Source organism: Chlamydia sp. 04-14 (genome assembly GCF_036632095.1).
Classification (GTDB): domain Bacteria; phylum Chlamydiota; class Chlamydiia; order Chlamydiales; family Chlamydiaceae; genus Chlamydia.
The window spans coordinates 206693-225741 of the sequence record NZ_JAPYKW010000002.1 but is presented as its reverse complement, the minus strand read 5'-3'; the positions used below and the strand labels follow the sequence as shown (position 1 = coordinate 225741).

Genomic DNA, 19049 nt, shown 5'->3' with positions numbered 1-19049 from the left:
AATTTGTTAAGGTTACTATTTGAAACATTTAGCCATTTTCGGATCCACTGGAAGTGTAGGGCAGCAGACTTTAAAAATTATTAGGTCTCATCCTCACCTGTTCAATGTGGTCGCTCTTGCTTCATACGGTAATAATAAGGATTTATTTTTCGAACAAATTCGAGAGTTTTCTCCTTCTATAGTTTCTGTATATGACGAACGAGTTTATTTTGAAGTTCGTAAAGAATTTCCTAATGTCAAAGCATTTCTTCGTGAAGAAGGATTATTAGCAGCTGCTACAGCTGTAGAAATTGATACTATTGTTGCCGCATCCTCAGGTGTTGTGGCTCTACCGGCAATTATAGAAGCAATGAAATTGGGGAAAACTCTAGCATTAGCAAATAAAGAAGTTTTAGTTTCTGCTGGCGAAATTATCAGAGGGATTGCCAAGCAATATCAAACAACAATTTTGCCTATAGATAGTGAGCATAATGCCCTATATCAATGTTTAGAGGGAAAAAATCCTTCGGAAGTAAAAAAGTTATTATTAACTGCTTCTGGGGGCCCTTTATTATACAAGTCTAGAGAAGAATTAAATCGCGTGACTATTGAGGATGTATTGAAACATCCTATATGGAATATGGGAGCTAAAATTACTGTAGATTCTTCGACATTGGTAAATAAAGGCTTGGAAATAATAGAAGCTTATTGGTTATTTGGATTGGAAAATGCGGAAATAGATGCTGTAATTCATCCTCAAAGTTTAATTCATGGTATGGTAGAGTTTCAAGACGGGACGGTGCTTTCTGTAATGAATCCTCCTAGCATGCTGTTTCCCATACAACATGTATTAACCACTCCAAAACGTTGTCCAACACCTCATAAAGGGATAGATTTTTCTATAAAACAAACATTAGAGTTTCTTCCTATAGATGAGGAGCGTTTTCCAAGTATTGGTTTGGCTAGATGGGTATTAAAAGAGAAAGGATCTTCGGGACCATTTTTTAATGCCGCTAATGAGGTTTTAGTTCAAAGATTTTTAACAGAAGAAATTGCTTGGTGCGATATTCTAGATAAGTTAACAAGGCTTATGGAAAATTATAGAGTTTCTCCATGCACTTCATTAGACGATGTCTTTGCTGTTGATAAGGAAGCTCGAGCCCTTGCTCAAGAGATATAACCCGGTACGTATATGACAATAATATATTTTATTCTTGCAGCCCTTGCTTTGGGGGTTTTGGTATTGATCCATGAACTGGGTCATTTACTAGCAGCCAAGTCTGTAGGTATGGCTGTTGAGAGTTTTAGTATTGGTTTTGGTCCGGCTTTATATAAAAGGAAAATTGGAAACATAGAATACCGTGTAGGTATTTTCCCTTTCGGTGGTTATGTTCGTATCAAGGGTATGGACAAAAGAGAAAAGGGTGTAGATGCCGATCCTGATTCTGTTTACGATATACCTCAGGGTTTTTTTAGCAAATCTCCATGGAAAAGAATCGTTGTTCTTGCCGCAGGTCCTATAGCTAATATTTTATTGGCTTTTGTGGCTTTTGGTGCACTTTATATCTCGGGAGGTAGAAATAAGGCTTACTCTGAGTATTCTCGTATTGTTGGTTGGGTGAATCCTATTTTAAAAGAAAAAGGTTTAAATCTTGGTGACGAGATTCTTACATGTAATGGCAAACCCTATTACTCGGATAAAGATGCTATTACCTCAGCTTTATTAGACAGACGTCTGTCTTTTAAGGGAGTACATCCCGCATATCTTTCAAAAACTTCTACAGAATTTTCCTTGGATACAGAATTTGATGTTAATAAAAATGGTATCCCTCTCGCTGGAGCTAGTTATCTTTTATATCGTTATCAGGAGCCTATTTCAAAAGAATCTCCCATGTATTCAGCGAATATACTACCAGGCGATCGATTGGTATGGATGGATGGACAAATTTTATTTTCTCCGATGCAAGTTTCTCAGATACTTAATGAAGCCTACGCATTTGTTAAAGTTTCTCGTTATGACAAGGAAATATCATTACGCATTCCTAGAATGCTAGCGAGCACATTATATTTATCTCCTTATGTAAGGAATGAACTTATCGATAATCAGTACGAAGCCGGCATTAAAGGTAAATGGTCTTCTTTGTATACTTTGCCTTATATGATCAATAGTTATGGTTATGTAGAAGGAGAGTTGCAGCCTATAGATCCAGAATCTCCATTTCCTCCTATGGAAGATAAATTGGAGTTGGGAGATCGTATTTTAGCTATAGATGGTACTCCTGTTAGTGGAAGCACGGATATTTTGCGTTTGGTTCAGAACCATAAGGTATCCATAATTATTCAAAAAATGACTTCTGAGCAACTTGAGGATGTAGATTCTTCAATAGCTGATGAAAGGTTTATTCGTTCTTATGATGCTAAAGACCTATTGGCAATTATTAATTCAATAGGAAGTGCTCAAGAAGTACGTGAATCAGGTCAGTATCGTTTATTATCTCCGATTCAACCTAAGCCATGGATAAGCATTTATTCCGATGATCTTTTAAATAAACGTCGTGAAATGGCGAAAAAGTTTAAGAATCAGGATCAACAGCGTTATTATCTAGATAGAATAGAAATAGAAAAACAAAAACTATCTCTTGGCATTCCTTTGAAGGATATGACTGTAAAGTATAATCCTACTCCGGATGCTTTGATCATTAATATTTCTAAAGATAGTTTGCGCACTATGAAAGCTTTAGTTGTAGGCCGTCTGAATCCTCAATGGCTATCAGGTCCAGTAGGGATTGTTCATATGCTACATAAAGGATGGTCCCTAGGAATCTCTGAAGCTTTATTTTGGATAGGGTTAGTAAGCATCAATTTAGCGGTTTTAAATCTTCTTCCGATTCCTGTTTTGGATGGAGGCTACATTGTACTTTGCCTTTGGGAAATGATTTCAAGGCGTCGTTTGAATATGAAGCTTATTGAGAAAATGTTAATCCCATTTTCTTTATTATTGATAGCTTTCTTTATTTTCCTAACGTTTCAGGATTTATTTCGTTTTTTTGCTGTGAGTTAGGTTTCCAGGTTTTGGGAAAACCGTAAAGATTATAAGGGTGAGAGCCGAAACAATGGATAACGTAGATATCCTTGTTTTTGCTCGTATTTAGCCTGGAGCTCTTCTGTTTATTTTCCTTTACCTTCTGTTCTATTTCCTCAGGGACTTGTTCTATAGCTGCAGTTTTGCTGCCGTGTTTTAAAAACTCTCTCATGAGAAAAATAGACTTTCTGTTTGTGATGATGTAAGTGTGATTTGTATTAATCACATATCCCTTGTGAGGAGTATCCAAGCAAGTCTCTACCGTGCATACTTTCCCATCATTTTCACATTCTAGACGGAAGGGAAGAAATCTACTGCGTTTATTGCCACTAAGAATAAGGACTTCTACTGTAGAAGGGAGCTTACCAACATCAAGCATTTTTCTTGGGCAATAGGTAAGTAACTGTCTACCTAATTTCCCTCCAAAGATAAATTGCACAATCGCCAACGATCTATAACGTCTTGCTAATGTGGATCCTGCATTTGGAGGAGCCATGAGTATGGCTTTACCGCACTTTGCTTCTTGAGGGCAGTCAGGTTTAGCCAAGGCCACTCGAACAATAACACCTCCTATAGAATGTGTTACGAAGTTGATGGGAACACCAGGCTTTAACTCTGCTATCTTTTTAATTAATTTAACAAGATGATCCGCATGTCTTTCTAATGTAAATTTGCGAGTTTCATAGTTCCAGATAAATACGTCGTAATTTTCTTTTTCTAAGACATTACCAATAGGTTTTAACGACCTGTAAGATCTTAAAAATGCGTGAACGCAGATTACTGACTCTTTTTGCTGAGATGTTTCTCTAATCCCACCAATTCCTGACGGAAGTGTTTGAATTATAGAAGTATCTGCCAAAAGGGACGTTCCAGATATTAAGAATAGTAAAATTAATAATAATTTATTCATTTGCACACCGATATAATTATTTTAATAAGTTTTTTATTAAAAACCAGCGTGTTTAATTAACTTATTTTAAAAAATAATTAAGCGGTTAATTATAAAAGTAATAAAAAATTACTATTTAATAATCGAATGTGAATGAATTGATATTTGAGCTTGATTAACTGAAAAGATCCTACTGGTTTCAGATAATGTTTGATGAGGGGTATTTGTAGAGGTCATTAGGGTTTGTCCTAAAGTAGGAGCAAGGTCGAGTAGTTGTGAGATTCTCTGATTGTCTAATCCTGCATGAATATCGTCCATACAGAATAAAGGACATGCGTGATAGATCTCTTTTATATAAAGACATTCTGCGAGTCTAAGAACGGCGAGTAAACTGTGTTTTTGACCTTCACTAGAGAATTGTGCAACGGGAAGATCATTAATCATTAAAGTAAAGTCCTCACGATGAGGACCTACAGACGTAGTTCCTAATTCTAAATCACGATGTAGTGCTGTTGTTAGCTGTTTTCTAAGTTCCTCAGCAATAAGCTCTGGAGAAACCTTATCTTGTTTAATTAGTGAGCTTTTAAATTTAATGCGTAGTTGTTCTGATAAGGAATTACTCCATAATTCTTGAACTAGTTTATTTAGTTGTTCGCAGCAAGAGTGCCGGCTTAACGTTAGATAGGCGCCTAGAGTAGCAAGTTGCTCATCCCAAACTGATAACGTGGAAGTTTGTTTGGTTTTGAGTAGAGTGTTTCTTTGTAATAAGGCTCGGTGATAATAAGATAATGAATGTTTATATTGAGGATCGCATTGAGATAAAAGTAGATTCAGAAACAGTCTGCGGTCTGCGGGAGCTCCGGAAATCAAAGAGCGGTCTTTAGAGGAAAATAGAACAATAGGCACCATACCTATCAATTGCGATAAGGTTTTTATAGGAGAGTGGTTACAAAGAATTTTTTTTCCTTGCTTATCTACATAGGTAGATAGCGTATGAGGAAATCCATCTTTTTCAAAGGTCATTTCCAGAAAAAAATGAGAAGCGCCAAAGAAAATAGCCTCGGTAAGATGTGAGGTACGGAAAGACCTGCCTAAAGATAAAACATAAAGGGCTTCAAGAAGATTTGTTTTTCCCTGGGCATTTTCTCCAAAAATGTAGTTCATATCTGGAGATAAAGAAACCTCAGTTTCTTTATAGTTTCTGAAATTTTTAAGACGCAGGGAAATAATCTTCATTAATCATCATGCAATCTCATTGGCATAATAACGAATAGGCTACGAGTAGAATCAGTAATGATTCCTGGATTATAAGAATCTGAAATGCCTAAGCGTACTAACTCATCTTTACTATGCTTTAAGATATCGAGGAAGAAGAAAGGATTGAAGGCAATTTCTAATAGCTCTCCAGAATAGTTTACCGCCATACTAACCTTACCCTCACCAACTTTTGTACAGTTTGCTGTTAAAGTGAGCTCCCCGGGAGTAAAGGTAAACTTTACGGAATGCGAAGATTCATTAGTAAACAACGCTACCTGTTTTAATAAGGTAATTAACTCTTCTCTATGAAGATCTAATTGCACACTACTTTCCGTAGAGATTACTGGAGAAAAATCGGGAAATTCCCCAGAAAGTAGTTTGGTAATTAATAATGTGTTACCGCACTCCACAGCAATTTTTGCCTGATCTAAGAAGATAGTAGCTTCGGAATCTTCAGAACAGAGTTTAATAATTTCTTCAACGGCTTTAATAGGAATGATATAATCGCCAGAAAAGCTTTTATCTAAAGAGATCTCCAGATCAGTTTTTGCTAGTCGTTTTCCGTCAGTACCTACTACAGTAACAATACCATTAGCAATGGTTAATAAAACTCCCGTAAGAACATAACGGCTTTCTTCTCGAGAAACGGCGAAAGATGTACGTTGTAACATCTCTCTAAGCTGTTCTGCAGGGAGAGTAAATCGTACAGAATTTTGGATGTCAGGGAGCATAGGGAAGTCTTCTTTGCCCATGCTAAGTAGACGGAAACAAGAAGATCCTGAGGTAATCTTTGCCATTTCTCCGGTAGTTGCGGAGATTTCAAGATTAGCCTCTGTTAATTCTTTTACTAGTTGAAAAAATCTTTTAGAAGGAATGGAAATCGCGCCTGATTCATAGACCTTTGCCTGGGCTACGCATCGGGTGCTTACCGTAAGATCTGTAGCGGTAAAGACAAGCTCATCGTTACATGTTTCGATAAGTACATGGGTGAGCACAGGAATAGGAGTATTTTGAGGAACAACGCTTTGGATTTTTTTTATAAGATTTCCTAACTCATTTCGGGATACGACGAACTTCATATTTTCCTACAACTGTAAGTCATTAAATTCAATCCTGCCCCTAAGAGAATAGGGGTTCCTCAGGATCTCTTCGAGAGAGCTTCCTGGGATAAAGCAGGATATTACTATAAAGGGATTTTATGGTCTTCTAGATATTTCCTAGGATTTTTCTAATCTAGCCACTTGCTAAGTTCAAGAAAGAAAATTGGGTTTTTTGTTATACTCCCTCCCAACTCTCTAGGTTGAGAAATGGGAAAAAATTATGGCCAGTAAGGAAATTGTTTCTAACCGCAAAGCCTTACGTAATTATGAGGTTTTGGATACTTTAGAAGCTGGGGTTGTACTTACCGGAACCGAGATAAAGTCATTACGTGATCACGGTGGGAACCTCGGTGATGCCTATGTGGCTATTTCTAAGGGGGAGGCGTGGCTATTGAATGCCAGCATTGCTCCCTATCGTTTTGGTAATATCTATAATCATGAGGAACGGAGAAAGCGCAAGCTTCTTCTTCATAGATATGAGATTCGAAAATTAGAGGGTAAGGTAGCTCAAAAGGGAGTAACAATCATTCCATTAGGGATGTTTCTTTCTCGTGGATATGTAAAAATTCGTCTTGGATGTTGTCGTGGTAAGAAAGCTCACGATAAGCGACAAACGATCATAGCGCGGGAGAAACAACGAGAAGTAGAATCTGCTATGAAGCGTTATCGTTGATAAATACTTCGATGTGATTTTCTTTTGCCCAAGTCAAAGCTTCTGTTTTTGTAGAGAAGGTCATGAGTACTGTAGCCATGGCGTCAGCAAACGCACAACTCGGATGAATAACGGTTGCAGATACTATAGGATAGTTGTGTAGTTCTAAAGGTTTTCCTGTATGAGGATCTAAGATATGTGTATAGGTTTTTCCATCTACAGACCATTGTTGATGATAATTTCCGCTTGTAGCAACCGCGGTATTTTTTAGTTCTATGATTTCGGATGTCGCGGAAGAAGCGATACGCCAGGGCCTTCCTGAGGGATGGCGTCCTGAAATTTTAATTTCTCCTCCCCACTCTGCATAGCTATCAAAACAAAAGCTCTGGCAAGTTTCTAATAAACAATCGACAGCAAATCCTTTTACTGCACCACAGAGATCAAGTTGTAAATCAGAGTGTTTTTTGGTAAGTGTTTGGTTGGTTATATCAAGATCAATATGTTTCCATCCTGAATGTTCGTAATAAGATTTCCATACTTGTTCATTAGGGATCGAATGTTGTTTAAGATGTAACAGCCAAAGAGTTTTTAACGGTCCTAAAGTAGGATCAAATCTTCCACCAGATATACGGTAAAATCTGTCTACCATCTCTAAGAAATCACATAATTCCTTAGATAGAGGAATAGCCACTCCCGCAGGTGCACGATTAATTTTTGAAAGTTCCGATTCTCCATTCCAGTTATTGTATACAGTATCAATAACATGAAAGACTGTGTCGATTTCTTTTTTTAACTGTTCGGTTTCTTGATGTGATAGATGCTTTCCTATGATAATACGGTAGGGCATTGTCATTTTTTCTCCCTCCAAAGTCGTAAGCTTGGGAGTGCTGCATCCACTAAGAATCCAGGAGAATAGAACTAGAAAGAAGATTTTTTGTAACTTTCCCATGTATTTTTCATCAACATTGCCACTGTCATAGGTCCTACACCTCCGGGTACCGGAGAAATTGCTTTGCATTTGGCAACAACATTATTGAAATCGACATCGCCAACTAAAGTGTAACCCTTATCATTATTTGCTGTTACTCGTGATGTACCTACGTCAACAACAATAGTGTGAGGAGAGACCATATTTTCTTTAATAAATAAAGGTACACCTACAGCTGCAATGATAATATCCGCTGTTTTTAGAATCTCAGTAAGATTTTGTGATTGGCTATGAAGCAAGGTGACTGTAGCATTTGTTGAGGGATGTTTTTGCATTAACATAGCAGCTAAAGGCTTGCCAACAATATTGCTTCTTCCAACAACGGCAACGTGACGTCCAAGAAGAGGAATCTCATAGTAATTCAGTAATTCAATAATGCCCGCGGGTGTGCATGGAGCAAATCCTCCCAACTGTCCTAAAAGCAGTTTTCCCATATTAATAGGGTGGAGACCATCCACATCCTTTTCGGGAGCAATAGCTTGAATCACAGCATTTGTATCTAAATGTTTGGGCAAGGGAATTTGTACTAAGATACCATGGATAGTGGGATCGTTGTTTAATCTGTTAATAAGCTTAAGAATGTCGGTAAGAGTAGCGTCAGAAGGTAATCTATGAGCTTTGGATATCATGCCCAGATCTGTAGCTTTTTTTACCTTCATTCCAACATAAACCTCAGATGCTGGATCATTACCGATGAGCACCACTGCAAGACCGGGAGGTGTTGGGCTATTAGAGATTTCCTGTTTGATTTTTTCTAAGACCCGCTCGGCAACGGGTGAACCTTTTAATAACATGAGCGACTCCTTAAGAAGCCTCTCATCTTACGGATTCCTTGAGTTATTGTACAAGGGAGTAGGTAAATTATTCCGCTGTAGATGAAATCGATAGTAAAAGCATGTTTTGCATCTAATAGGAGGGAATGCAGACTCCAATTAATTTTATGATTAAAAAAGGCGAGGGTTGGGTAGGAGAAATAAGAAAATACTAGAGCAAATATAGAATTAATGATGGGTATCGACAACCACCTGTCATTGAGAAAGATTTTATGCATTTTATGGAGAAGAGCTACAGAGGTAATATACAAAAACGTATGAATCCCAAATAGATAGGAAGATCCAATGTCGCAAAATAGGCCAATAATCAACGCATGAACCAATACCTCTTCTTTAGGTAATCTATAGAAATTAGCTACCAGATAGGGGGCAAAAAAAATTGGGCGTAAGTCAGGACAATATTGAGGGCAGATAAAGAAACTCAATACAGAGAGACAAAGGCATTGAAAAGATACTAACCGGTCCATGAAGGGAATACAGTGTGGATTCACTAAAGTTCATAGCAAGATTCAGGATTGTTTTCTCTTATTTTCTTAATGTTTTCTTTATTCTTTTTATTTATTTCCTAAACGTTCTGTTAGTTAGTAATCTATATTAATTTAAATTAATTACTTTGTTTAATTAATTAGTTTTTAATTAAAATTAATCTATAGGTTTGATTAGAAAAATTTTATTTCTATGAGCGGGACAAAAAAGAAGAGAAATAGACGAGATTTGTCTCGAGTGATTCAGAAGAAAACAGAGCAGCTTCTGAATAAGCCTAAAAAATTAAAAGGAAAGAAGTCTAAATTCCTTATTTCCAAAGATCAAAAGCAACTCCGCCATCGTGCTGAGAAGTATGACAATTTAGTGCGTTCCCTATTAGATAGGAAAACTCATGATTCTAATCATGTTTTAATTTTTAATTATCAGGACGGTTTCGTTTTTACTGATATTAATAATTTTGGAAAGTATTCCATAAAGCTATAAAAATGAACGCAAAGAGCTAATAAAAACTTGCAGAACGGGACAAACCCGTAATAAGGCTGGGGGTAGCCTGGGCTATTTTTTGCGCTCCAGAAGCTGCCGCAATATTGAGATCTCCACAATCTCAATATTGCCGGACAGTTTGGTACGAGTACCTCATCTGGAACGACGGCGGTGCACTTTCTTGCGCCTACCGGCTCTCTTCCCTCTTCCCTTATTTTTAGGTTTTTTCGCAAGGTGCCGCCACCTTGCGTTTTTTTTGCCTTTTTCTCTTTTAATTGTTTCTTAAGTTCTTTTTTTTGAATTAATTATTTTTTATTTTAAAATTAAAACATAACTAATGAGTATTTTTTTAAAAACTCTGAGAATAAATTATGTCAATTTCTGGAAATAGCAATATTTCTCCTTCAGGACCTGATAAATGGGACCCCGCAATTATGGGGAAACAGCCGGAGTCATTATCGGGTCCTAAAGAATCTGTATTTTCTGAGACAAGGGAGACCTCTTCTAGAAAGCAAGAGGCCATGATCCAATCTGGAGCCAGTGCGAATTATGAGACCGATCTCCAGATTAATGAGGGAAAATATCGAAAGACCCAGGAAAAAGCCTCGTCATCTCCTAAATCAAAACTACGGGGTGCTTTTTCCAAAGTGCGTGCTAGTGTTCAGGGATTTCTATCGGGGTTTGGTACAAGAGCCTCTAGGATTTCTGCTCGCAAGGCGGAAGCTGACGGAGAAGGAAGATCCATGTTGCCTAGCGATATGGAAATGGTCAGTAAGAAGGGAAACCGTATTTCTCCAGAAATGCAAGGATTTTATTTAGATGCATCTGGAATTAGTGACACCTCTTCTGATGTTTCTATGCTTTCTTTAGAGTCGTTACGCTCTACATCTCTAGCTTCATTCTCGATATCAAGGGAAGAGATTAGTGCTTCGGAAACCTCTTCAATAGCTTCATTTGGTTCATTTCAGATGGCTAGAATGTCGATAACAGAGTCTACAGTGACAGCCTGGACGGTGAACCGTCTAGGTGGAGAAATGATTAGTACAATTTTAGATCCAAATATAGAGACTTCTTCTTTACTACGCAGAGCTTCTCTTGTTGGTAATGAGGGTATGGTAGATCTATCTGATTTAGAAAATCGTAACCTTAGCACGGATATGCGTGCAGAAAACACCTCAAAAAATACAAAAATTATTGATTCGGGGCGTGATGCCGGCAAAGTCGAGGATCTGGATTTAGAGGGATCGGGGATTTTAGAAACTTCTGCTAAAGAGGCTGAAAAAAAGGAGAGTCGAGAAGATCTTCTAAAAGACCAGCTTGCTCTAGCAAAAATGATGGAAAGTTTACTATCTTCGGGAGCTCCCGCATCTGTTTACGTACCTTTAGGGACATGGTCCGGGGAAGGGACAAGCTTTCCCCCTCCAAAATTTTCTGGAACAATCACGCAAAGTTATAACGATAAATCAGAGCATTCTCCTATGGGAATCTCTAGTAATCAGGGACATACGGATTTTTCATCTATAGATAAATCTGAAAATGTGGTAAAAAATTTTCCGTTATTTGCGGATCATAGTGAAAAACCCTACCGTTTTCCGGCTAATCCCTCTTCTAGTGATAGTATTCCAGATTTGGGTAATGAAGGAACTGTAAGTTTTTCCGCGCTGTTAGATAACGATCCGGTATTTTTACCCGTTCCTGAAGAGAACCCTGAACCGAAATATGACGCCTCTGCAGGATCAACGGGATTTGATACGGTAAGTTCAGCGTATTTATTTTCCTCTCATCAGGGAATATCTTTGCTAGCACCACTACCGCGTTCTTTATCTGAATATAAACATGAAGTAGAGAAGCGCAAGGGCCCTGGAGCACCACCAGATCCTTTAATTTATCAATACCGTAACGTAGCTATAGATCCGCCCTTGATTTTTAGACCTCCGCAACCGTTTGCTTCTTCATCGCGTCTTGGAGTACAAGGCAAACCGGAGGCTGCTTCTGTGCATGATGACGGAGGAGGATCTGGTGGAGGATTTTCAGGACAAAACCGGGATCGAGACAGCAGGCCTTTTTCTGATAAAGATAAAAAAGGCAAATCTATGGAATTAGATTAGGGAGATTAAAGTGCGCATAATACCTTTTGATCCTTATGGAGCATTTCCTCCTCAGGGAGTGAATAAAGATCCTCACAGCAATACGCCGTTAAATCAGAAGATCTCTGATGAAATAGCTAAAAATGAAGCTATGCGTTTGGCTTTATTGGCTATCGCTGATCAAGAGAAAGATGAAAGACAGAGAAAACATCGTTTTAAAATTCTCAACCGCAAACAGGCAAAAGTTCTTTTATCTCAATTACGGAACGTAGATTTAGATTTTAGAAGTTTGAAAAATGCCGGATTTAAAGAAGATGAAGACGGCCAAGAAGATGACAGCGAATCTCAAAAACAAGAGAAGATTTTCAATATTGCTAGAAGTAAAAAGCCAGTAAAAATAGGAGCGTCTGCAGCTCAGGCTATCGCTAATGCCGCAGAAGCTTGGGTTATTGCTCGCAATAGGGGTGTCTTGGACATGGCTTCCCTATTATTTTGGAATAAAGATGACGAATGTTAAGCAGCCCGTTTTTCTTTAGGCAATTGAATGACTTTTTCATCCTCTTCACTAATAGGGTAAGAGAGCGCACTTTGTTTCTCTAGATCTTCCCAGATTCTATTCAATTTTTTCACCTGCTTGTCGGTAAGATTATCTAGGATAAGCATATCTTCAGAATTTATACAAAATCCGGCTTCAGACCAATTTACAGATCCCGCAATCAGAATTTTTTGATCTACAACTGCGAATTTATGATGTAGACGATAACGGGTTGTTTTTGTGTGGAGAGTCAGATTAGAATCTTTCAAAGCCTGAATCTGCTTTATCGATAATTTCTTAAAATCTTTATCGATCAAAATTTTCACGTCTACACCGCGTTTTTTAGCTTCATTAAGCTCACGAAATACGGGGGGATAGGTTAGGGCAAACATCGCTAACCGAATGGTTTTTTTTGCAGTTCTTAGTGTTTGTAGCACTGCTGACAATGCTTTTCCTTGATCACCAGGTAGAGAGAAATATTGTATATTTTGGCCATCAACAACACAATTTCCGCAGGACTCATCCTTAATATATTGGCAAAGTTCCTTACTTTTTAAACCAATGATTAAATTGCTATCCTGAAGAAAGGAAACGTGGGTATAGTTTGCCGATCCTAACCAAGCTTGTTTGTCATCTATTGCTAGGGCTTTTTGATGCATTAGCTTTCTTCCCTCAGAAGGATGTTCAACTAATGTCACGTGCTTATTTTTAGGGAATTCCTGGATTTTTGCCATCTTTTCATAGTGAATAGCTACGTTGCGTTTTGCATTAGCCTGATTGGCAAGGCTTGTAAAAATCTCAGGAGCGCTCAGACGATAAATACGAAGAAAGATACTTTTTTCTGCAGAATCTATGGCGTCGCAGAGTACCTTAAGAGAATCATCCCCACATTGTTTGGAATAAATCACAGGTTCTTGCGAGGCAGTAAAAGTTTGAAATGTATCAGGATTTTGAGATTTTGTAAGAACACCAAAGAATAGTAGTGATCCTACGGTTAAAAGGATTTTTAATTTCGAGTTTGTTTTCTTTTTCATAGCTTTAGTTAGATTTAGTATTTTTCTTTTAAAAAATTAGTAATAAGAATTTTCATTATAAAAATCATTATTTTTAAAGAAAACTTAATAAATCAGCTAGAATAACTTAGATGAATTTTTAGGAAAATACTCATTCCATCGATGGGAAACTTTTTGGATGGTTTCCTCGTCAGCTTCGACTTCTTTAGGGTAGTGAGGCTTCATTAGGGAATTAAGAATGATAGGAAAGGTGTATTGGGGTCTATGATTAATGACCTGATTGAAACGTACGTGTAAATCTGTTGCGGGAGCAGCGCGTGTGAATGTTTTCCATAGGAAATTCTTAGTGCTTGTTAATGTCTCTTGTAGATTCTCTGTAAGGACAATAAATGGCCATGAGCGAAGATCAGCATTATCTAACAACGTATCAATATTTAATTCTTGTAACGTAGTCTGAAGAACGAGACAACCAGGACAAAAACTTCCTATATCGGTGATATTAGGAATAATTTTCCCCCGATATTTATCTGGAAGATCACGAATTACTGGGCCTATCCCCATGAAAATAGCTTTAGAACCTTTATTCAATTTAGGTCCTGTATAATCTAGGGTATCATTTGATGTTTCCGAGAAGATAAGCAGATCGCGTTCGGGAATCATACGTGATAATACCCCTTCTAGAAGTTTAGGGAAGTTATCTAGATCGACGTAGTGATCTGTTACCATGAGAAATTTGGTTAATGATAATTGTCCTTCCCCGAGAATTCTTAAAGATGTCGCTAGGGATTCTTTCCAATAACGTTCTTTAACAACAGCAGCTGTTAACGCATGAAATCCTGCTTCGCCATAGCTCTTTAGTTGACGTACTCCTGGCATGACCATAGGGAATAGGGGCGAAAGGTATTCTTGAAGCTTATTCCCCAAGTAGAAATCTTCTTGATAGGGTTTACCTACAATCGTGGCAGGATAAATAGCGTCTTTTCGATGATAGATTTTTCTACATTTAAAAATCGGGAAGTCATGCTGAAGGCTATAGTAACCAAAATGATCCCCGAAAGGTCCTTCGGGTTTCCGTAGATTACAAATTCCCTCCCCAGAAAGGATAAATTCAGAATCATAGATTAGAGGATGTGGCGTATCAGGGTCGTTTTTATAACGTAATTTTGATCCTTGTAAAAATGTACAAAAGAGGAGTTCTGAAATATTTTCGGGTAGGGGAGCTATTGCGGAGAGTATCAAGAAAGGATTTCCTGATAAAAACACAGTAACCGGAAGATTTTGATTATTCAATTCCGCCTCATAGAAATGCATTCCACCTCCTTTTTGGATTTGGAAATGCAAACCTAAGGTATCGCTATCAAATCTTTGCATGCGATACATCCCTAAGTTAGGAATTCTAGAACTAGGAGATTCTGTGTAGACCAAAGGAAGTGTAAGAAAAGCACCGCCATCTTCTGGCCAGCTTGTCAGCATAGGCAGTTGATGTAGATCTACAGAAGCCATTTTTTTATAGGGAAACTTTGAGAAGTGAACTTTACGTAATCCTAAAGATAATCCTCTAAACAGCAAATTACGATTTTTCCATAACTGAGATATTTTAGGAGGAGAGGATAATAAACGAATGGCTTGAGATATTAAATCTTTGGGGACTCTAGAAAATATTTGATCCACACGATTATGCGTGCCAAATAAATTCGTTAAGACGGGAAAGGGAGAACCTTGAACATTATGAAATAAAAGGGCGGGGCCTTGATTTTCAATAACCCTGCGATGAATCTCAGGAAGCTCCAAATAAGGATCTACAGGAGCAAAAACATCAATAAGGTCATTTTGGGATCGCAAAAGGGAAACAAGACGTCTTAAGGAAGACATGGCTATTCCCCTTTGTTATAAAAATTACAAGCCTTTGCTTTTAGCTCTTGCTATTACTTTCTCTAGGCCAAGCTTGTCGATGAGCCGTAGGGCGGAAGCAGAAATTTTAAGTTTAAGAAACTTATTTTCTTCTGTAGACCAAAGTCTCTTGGTAACCATATTAGGGAAGAAACGACGTGGGGTTTTCCCTGTAACCTTTAAACCAATTCCTTTTTTCTTTTTTGCAATACCTCGGATGGTGTAGCTATTGCCACGGCGAGGTCTTTTTCCAGTAAGTGGACACTTTCTTGACATGATTTCCCTACATTAACTTCGTCGTTATCGCAAGAATAAGACATATATAATTGAAAAGAACCTATGTTAGACATTTTCTGATATATCTGAAAGATTTTTTCTTCAAAAAATTTTAATTATAGCTATTTAAAAAGAAATTTTTTCTTGATTTTACTTAGAATAGTAAGATCTAGATCTTAAAGATGGGAGAAAATATCTGCTATATTTGCGTTGAATGTATCGTGAGATAGAATTTCTTCTACAGAGGGTTTTACTCTATATACCCAATTATTTTTCGATAAGGTCCCCGGCATATTTATGCGTTCATATTTTAGATTATTGGATACTAAATCAGGACAAAGAGCGAGGTAGTCGTTAATTAAATTAATATGAAAAATAGATGATGTTTTGTGCGATAATCTAAGAATGTGTTTTTGATCTTCTTCCGATAAAACTGGAGTGAAAAACATTCCTAGAAATTTGGCAAATTTTTGAGCTTCTTTTGGAGAATGACGCCACCAAAGAGCAAGTGTATCGGAGTCATGTGTAGATAAGGATGTTACTGAAAGAGGAGAGTAGCTCTCTAAGGGAATAAAATTCCCATCTCCCTCCCAGTTACGCTCCCATCGAGGAATTCTTGTTCCACATATCCCTAATTTTAATAATGTTTGTTTTACATCTGGGGGAATACTTCCTAGGTCTTCTCCTATCGGAAGCATTCGAGATGCGCGTAGAATCTGTGTAAGTATCTGAGTTCCCTGGCTGATGTATTCTTCAGGATCTTCTGGTTGGAATTTTCCATTTCCAGAAGTATCCCATACCCATAGGCGAAAGAACCCTACGATATGATCTAGTCTATATAGGGAATAAAAATTTTCTGCATAACGAAGACGAGCCTTCCACCACGTATAATTATCCTGGGCAAGATTACGCATATTATAGATAGGAAGGTGCCAGTTCTGTCCCTCAGCATTGTAAATATCTGGAGGGGCTCCGGCAGATCCTGAAGAGGAAAAAAACTGTCTATAATACCAAACATCACAACTATCCTTACTAATAAGGATGGGAAGATCTCCCTTAAGGAAAATTTGATTATCATCTGCGAAAGCCTTTACCCGAGACATTTGTTGAAAGCAGAGATATTGTAGATAAGCAAAGAAGTCGCATTCATTTTGGAATTCTTTTTCAAATTTTGTGAAGTTTTTAATGTCTGTGTATACTTTAGGCCAATTATTTATCGGTGCTCCCTTTAGGTGATGCTTAATAGCGCGAAATACCGTATAGGGACGTAACCAATATTTTTCCTTTTCACAAAAAATTTGAAAATCTTCGTCTTTTAATGCCCCAATTTTGACTACGTACTGATAATAGTCATGGAGAAATTCCCATTTAGCAGCTTTGACTTGTGGATAATGTACATAGGGAAGTTTAGAAAGCTGCTGCATAGTTCTTAGCTTAGCATTGGCATAGGAAACTGATTGAGCGTGGGGAAGACTTGCTAAGGACAGATAAAGAGGATTAAGTGCTACTGAAGATATACTATTGTATGGACTGCTATCTTCACCGCTATCGTTAATCGGAAGAATTTGTATGATTTGGAATCCGTGTTTTCGACACCAAGAGATCATAGGAATAAGATCTAGAAACTCTCCGATACCACAGCTATTTTGTGTGTGTAGGGAGAATAAAGGAACGCAGATTCCTTGTTTAGGCATTGTTCCTAGAGTTTTCCAACTTTGCTTAGCTGGGGAATTTTGGATATAGCGTAGAGCTTTAGAAAATGGAGTCATAAATCATACGAACTTAAAACGTGCATGTTTAGACAAATTTGCCGTTATCAGTAGTTATAAATGATACATACCTAAGACATGTAAATCAGGAAGGTTACCAGTTTCTAATGCAGCGATCCAAATTTTTGCGTGCATGGAAAATAGAGTTAGATAGTGGAAAAGTTTATCTCCATTTAGATAATTCATATTTAAAACATCAGATAGATAAAGCTGTTGAGAGATTTCTCCATAACCAAGGATTCCTTTGATATTTGATTGAGGAGAAGCATTTACAGAAAGAGCAGCTTTAAAAATCCGTTCGCGGAATACGTTTTCAGGAAGCATTCCAAGAATTGTGCCTACAGCGATATCACCAGAATTTCCATCTTCTTCAAGTTGTACTGGAACTTGAGTATCGCTAAAACGAATCAAACACGCTTGGTTTTTATCAGGGACTAATGAGGTATTTAGCTTTGTTCCCAAAGATTCCAGAAGTTGTTCGAATTGATTTTGCATGATAATCCGTAAAAATTAAGACCAAGGATAGGGTTTGGGGAAGTCTGTAGCTTTTGGGTAATCTTCGTTGTTAATATTCACAGTATCTAACGCATTAGCCATCATCGTGCCTAATTGCTGACGTTTTTCTGCTGAAGCAAATAATCTTGGTGAGGTTCCTCTTAAGGCAACGAAAAATAGATTTAGCATCCCCGTAATAGCTTCAGTATCCTCACCAACGAGATCACGAACCCCACGTTCCATTTTCGAGGCTGTAGGGAATTTATCATTAATTAACTTAAAGAAAGTGTCTGCTACTTTATCAAATTTAAGATCAGGAATTGATACACCGTCAGCTTTTAAAGATGCAGTAAGCGTAGGTAGTTTTGTCTGAAAGAAATCGTAGCCAGTAAGCACAGCTTGAAGATTACGGGTCTCTGACATCATTACCTGTAATTTTGGAGGTGGAACTGAAGATCCTTCAGATTTTAAATCTGCAGCCATACCTTTAAGAATGAAAGAAGAAACAGTACCCATTTCTTCGAAGCTGTAACGTGATTGAAGGGTAGTTAATAACTGCTCACAAGAATGAAAATCAGAAGTTACCTGAAGATAAAGAGCTCGTAATCCTGGAGCAGAAGTATTTAATAAAGACGCATATTCTTGAGAGGCGAATAAAATATTTTTACCACCGACAACAGCTTGTCGATTCTGTTGCATGTGGTTTTGTTGCGCTTTAATTAAGGTGTCTTTTAAAGCACCTTTAGAAGCAGGCGTTGTTTGGACTAGGTAATCTAGAGCAACACTTTGAAGTGCGGGATCAGAAAATTTAGATTTAACAAGATCTAAAATATCTTCTTCGGAAGAATCATCGTGTAGAGAATCTCGAATACTACGTAAATCTTGACCTGAAATCTCTGCATTATTCTCGGTATACTTGTCAGCAAGATCTGCGTCAGATTTATCTCCGGTACCTTCGGATTTCTTCTCTGTTTGAGCAGCACCTTTTCTTCTAGACTCTAGAGTTTGGAATTTTTCTTCTTTCTTTTTAGTGCGTGTCGCTGCTTGAGGATTTGATAAATCCTGAGAATCCTTAATCATACTGATATCGGATTGCTCTTGGCTAGCTACAACTTCTTGGGCATCAGCCTTTGCTGCTGCAGCTTGCACTTGCGCAACGTCAACAGCTTGTGAACCGCCTAAGCCACCAGCTCCTCCGGATGCAGCCATATATCCTCTTTAAGAATCGACAGATA

General features: G+C 37.8%; 18 protein-coding genes. 6 read left to right on the top strand and 12 right to left on the bottom strand.

Annotated features, from left to right (window positions below):
- The first annotated feature begins 19 nt into the window (after positions 1–19).
- A complete protein-coding gene (dxr, locus tag O6937_RS03570) occupies positions 20–1159 on the top strand; it encodes a 1-deoxy-D-xylulose-5-phosphate reductoisomerase (RefSeq protein ID WP_332390292.1) in 1140 nt (379 codons plus the stop codon).
- Between the two features lie 12 nt (positions 1160–1171).
- Positions 1172–3040, top strand: a complete 1869-nt coding sequence (locus tag O6937_RS03565) for a site-2 protease family protein (protein WP_332390291.1) — start codon at positions 1172–1174, stop codon at positions 3038–3040.
- Here O6937_RS03565 and O6937_RS03560 read toward each other — a convergent pair.
- The 3 genes from O6937_RS03560 to dnaN all read right to left on the bottom strand — a co-directional run bounded on the left by O6937_RS03560 (position 2991) and on the right by dnaN (position 6286).
- Entirely contained in the window at positions 2991–3971 is a 981-nt protein-coding gene (locus O6937_RS03560) for an esterase/lipase family protein (RefSeq protein ID WP_332390290.1), read from the bottom strand. The genes O6937_RS03565 and O6937_RS03560 overlap by 50 nt on opposite strands.
- A gap of 111 nt (positions 3972–4082) precedes the next feature.
- Positions 4083–5186 (bottom strand): DNA replication/repair protein RecF, encoded by a 1104-nt coding sequence (gene recF, locus O6937_RS03555; protein WP_332390289.1) that lies wholly within the window; start codon positions 5184–5186, stop codon positions 4083–4085.
- Positions 5186–6286 (bottom strand): DNA polymerase III subunit beta, encoded by a 1101-nt coding sequence (dnaN, locus tag O6937_RS03550; protein ID WP_332390288.1) that lies wholly within the window; start codon positions 6284–6286, stop codon positions 5186–5188. The genes recF and dnaN overlap by 1 nt, the downstream gene beginning before the upstream one ends.
- A 241-nt stretch (positions 6287–6527) precedes the next feature.
- Between dnaN and smpB the strand changes: the two genes are divergently transcribed.
- The gene (smpB, locus tag O6937_RS03545; protein ID WP_332390287.1) at positions 6528–6980 is read left to right on the top strand and encodes an SsrA-binding protein SmpB; all 453 of its coding nucleotides are present in this window, start codon (positions 6528–6530) and stop codon (positions 6978–6980) included.
- Here smpB and O6937_RS03540 read toward each other — a convergent pair.
- From O6937_RS03540 to mreD, 3 genes are read right to left on the bottom strand one after another with little or no spacing between them, the layout of a single operon-like run.
- A complete protein-coding gene (locus O6937_RS03540) occupies positions 6961–7908 on the bottom strand; it encodes an FAD:protein FMN transferase (protein ID WP_332390286.1) in 948 nt (315 codons plus the stop codon). The two genes, smpB and O6937_RS03540, sit on opposite strands and share 20 nt — an antisense overlap.
- On the bottom strand, positions 7878–8741 hold the full coding sequence (gene folD, locus O6937_RS03535) for a bifunctional methylenetetrahydrofolate dehydrogenase/methenyltetrahydrofolate cyclohydrolase FolD (RefSeq protein WP_332390285.1): 864 nt from the start codon (positions 8739–8741) through the stop codon (positions 7878–7880). Before folD ends, O6937_RS03540 begins: the two co-directional genes overlap by 31 nt.
- Positions 8732–9247, bottom strand: coding sequence for a rod shape-determining protein MreD (mreD, locus tag O6937_RS03530; protein ID WP_332390284.1), 516 nt, complete (start codon positions 9245–9247; stop codon positions 8732–8734). Before mreD ends, folD begins: the two co-directional genes overlap by 10 nt.
- A gap of 211 nt (positions 9248–9458) precedes the next feature.
- On the opposite strand from mreD, the gene ltuB reads away from it, so the two are divergent.
- From ltuB to O6937_RS03515, 3 genes are all read left to right on the top strand, one after another.
- Positions 9459–9749: a late transcription unit protein LtuB gene (gene ltuB / locus O6937_RS03525; protein ID WP_332390283.1), complete on the top strand. Its 291-nt coding sequence runs from the start codon at positions 9459–9461 to the stop codon at positions 9747–9749.
- A 371-nt stretch (positions 9750–10120) separates the two neighbouring features.
- Positions 10121–11857 (top strand): hypothetical protein, encoded by a 1737-nt coding sequence (locus O6937_RS03520; RefSeq protein WP_332390282.1) that lies wholly within the window; start codon positions 10121–10123, stop codon positions 11855–11857.
- Between the two features lie 10 nt (positions 11858–11867).
- Positions 11868–12353 carry a hypothetical protein gene (locus tag O6937_RS03515; RefSeq protein WP_332390281.1) on the top strand — a complete coding sequence of 162 codons (486 nt, stop codon included), beginning with the start codon at positions 11868–11870 and terminating at the stop codon, positions 12351–12353.
- On the opposite strand, the gene O6937_RS03510 is transcribed toward O6937_RS03515, so the two are convergent.
- The 6 genes from O6937_RS03510 to sctW form a co-directional block, all read right to left on the bottom strand.
- Complete coding sequence (locus O6937_RS03510) at positions 12350–13405, bottom strand: phospholipase D-like domain-containing protein (RefSeq protein WP_332390280.1); 1056 nt, start codon at positions 13403–13405, stop codon at positions 12350–12352. The genes O6937_RS03515 and O6937_RS03510 overlap by 4 nt on opposite strands.
- A 96-nt stretch (positions 13406–13501) precedes the next feature.
- Positions 13502–15256: a menaquinone biosynthesis decarboxylase gene (locus O6937_RS03505; protein WP_332390279.1), complete on the bottom strand. Its 1755-nt coding sequence runs from the start codon at positions 15254–15256 to the stop codon at positions 13502–13504.
- A 24-nt stretch (positions 15257–15280) separates the two neighbouring features.
- Positions 15281–15550, bottom strand: coding sequence for a 50S ribosomal protein L28 (gene rpmB / locus O6937_RS03500; RefSeq protein WP_006343133.1), 270 nt, complete (start codon positions 15548–15550; stop codon positions 15281–15283).
- A gap of 176 nt (positions 15551–15726) precedes the next feature.
- Positions 15727–17319 (bottom strand): 4-alpha-glucanotransferase, encoded by a 1593-nt coding sequence (locus O6937_RS03495; RefSeq protein WP_332390278.1) that lies wholly within the window; start codon positions 17317–17319, stop codon positions 15727–15729.
- 54 nt (positions 17320–17373) lie between these two features.
- Entirely contained in the window at positions 17374–17814 is a 441-nt protein-coding gene (locus O6937_RS03490) for a CesT family type III secretion system chaperone (protein WP_332381400.1), read from the bottom strand.
- Positions 17815–17829: 15 nt separating this feature from the next.
- Entirely contained in the window at positions 17830–19023 is a 1194-nt protein-coding gene (gene sctW / locus O6937_RS03485) for a type III secretion system gatekeeper subunit SctW (protein ID WP_332390277.1), read from the bottom strand.
- Positions 19024–19049: the final 26 nt, after the last annotated feature.

Excerpts from the sequence above, each read along its gene's own strand:
- O6937_RS03505 (WP_332390279.1), bottom strand. The coding sequence starts at position 15,256 with ATGTCTTCCTTAAGACGTCTTGTTTCCCTTTTGCGATCCCAAAATGAC.
- sctW (WP_332390277.1), bottom strand. The coding sequence starts at position 19,023 with ATGGCTGCATCCGGAGGAGCTGGTGGCTTAGGCGGTTCACAAGCTGTT.
- O6937_RS03495 (WP_332390278.1), bottom strand. The coding sequence starts at position 17,319 with ATGACTCCATTTTCTAAAGCTCTACGCTATATCCAAAATTCCCCAGCT.
- O6937_RS03560 (WP_332390290.1), bottom strand. The coding sequence starts at position 3,971 with ATGAATAAATTATTATTAATTTTACTATTCTTAATATCTGGAACGTCC.
- rpmB (WP_006343133.1), bottom strand. The coding sequence starts at position 15,550 with ATGTCAAGAAAGTGTCCACTTACTGGAAAAAGACCTCGCCGTGGCAAT.
- O6937_RS03520 (WP_332390282.1), top strand. The coding sequence starts at position 10,121 with ATGTCAATTTCTGGAAATAGCAATATTTCTCCTTCAGGACCTGATAAA.
- recF (WP_332390289.1), bottom strand. The coding sequence starts at position 5,186 with ATGAAGATTATTTCCCTGCGTCTTAAAAATTTCAGAAACTATAAAGAA.
- O6937_RS03565 (WP_332390291.1), top strand. The coding sequence starts at position 1,172 with ATGACAATAATATATTTTATTCTTGCAGCCCTTGCTTTGGGGGTTTTG.
- folD (WP_332390285.1), bottom strand. The coding sequence starts at position 8,741 with ATGTTATTAAAAGGTTCACCCGTTGCCGAGCGGGTCTTAGAAAAAATC.
- mreD (WP_332390284.1), bottom strand. The coding sequence starts at position 9,247 with ATGGACCGGTTAGTATCTTTTCAATGCCTTTGTCTCTCTGTATTGAGT.
- O6937_RS03510 (WP_332390280.1), bottom strand. The coding sequence starts at position 13,405 with ATGAAAAAGAAAACAAACTCGAAATTAAAAATCCTTTTAACCGTAGGA.
- dnaN (WP_332390288.1), bottom strand. The coding sequence starts at position 6,286 with ATGAAGTTCGTCGTATCCCGAAATGAGTTAGGAAATCTTATAAAAAAA.
- O6937_RS03540 (WP_332390286.1), bottom strand. The coding sequence starts at position 7,908 with ATGGGAAAGTTACAAAAAATCTTCTTTCTAGTTCTATTCTCCTGGATT.
- O6937_RS03490 (WP_332381400.1), bottom strand. The coding sequence starts at position 17,814 with ATGCAAAATCAATTCGAACAACTTCTGGAATCTTTGGGAACAAAGCTA.
- ltuB (WP_332390283.1), top strand. The coding sequence starts at position 9,459 with ATGAGCGGGACAAAAAAGAAGAGAAATAGACGAGATTTGTCTCGAGTG.
- smpB (WP_332390287.1), top strand. The coding sequence starts at position 6,528 with ATGGCCAGTAAGGAAATTGTTTCTAACCGCAAAGCCTTACGTAATTAT.